The organism is Phocaeicola sp. RTP21198st1_B8_RTP21198_201120 (assembly GCF_040929485.1).
Taxonomy (GTDB): Bacteria; Bacteroidota; Bacteroidia; order Bacteroidales; family Bacteroidaceae; genus Phocaeicola; species Phocaeicola dorei.
In genome coordinates, this window is record NZ_JBCOCI010000392.1 from 425 (window position 1) to 893 (window position 469).

The 469-nt window shown below is 40.1% G+C and carries 1 pseudogene; it reads right to left on the reverse strand.

Features of this window, described 5'->3' with window-relative positions:
* Nucleotides 1-469 (reverse strand): annotated as a pseudogene (locus tag AB5935_RS26620) (TonB-dependent receptor); the annotation flags it as partial.

Sequence of the window (469 nt, forward strand, 5' to 3'; positions counted from 1 at the left end):
AGTCAAATCCTGCATTGTAAGTTAAGGTGTTCTCCCAAGTTAGAGTAGGATTGGCAATTACAGAGGCGCGTAATGCTTGCATTACTTTTCCATTCAGAATTGTTTGGTATGCATTTTTGTTACCATCCATCAAATTGTAAGTACTAAGGAAAGCATACGGACTCACTGCATCGTTTCCTAATAAACCGACAGATGCACGTATCTTCATATCATCCAGAAATGTCAGACTAGACATAAAATCTTCTTTAGATATTCTCCACGCTACTGACGCTGACGGGAAGAATGCCCAACGTTTCCCACTAACATTGCCGGCAAATTTGTAAGAACCATCATATCGACCTGTAAACTCTGCCAAATACTTATTGTCATAGTCATATTTCAAACGAAAAACATAACCAATACTACGGTTTGCATCACTGTATCCCGAGATTGGAGAGTCTGCCGGTTGTCCAAAGCTCAATTCTGGTAG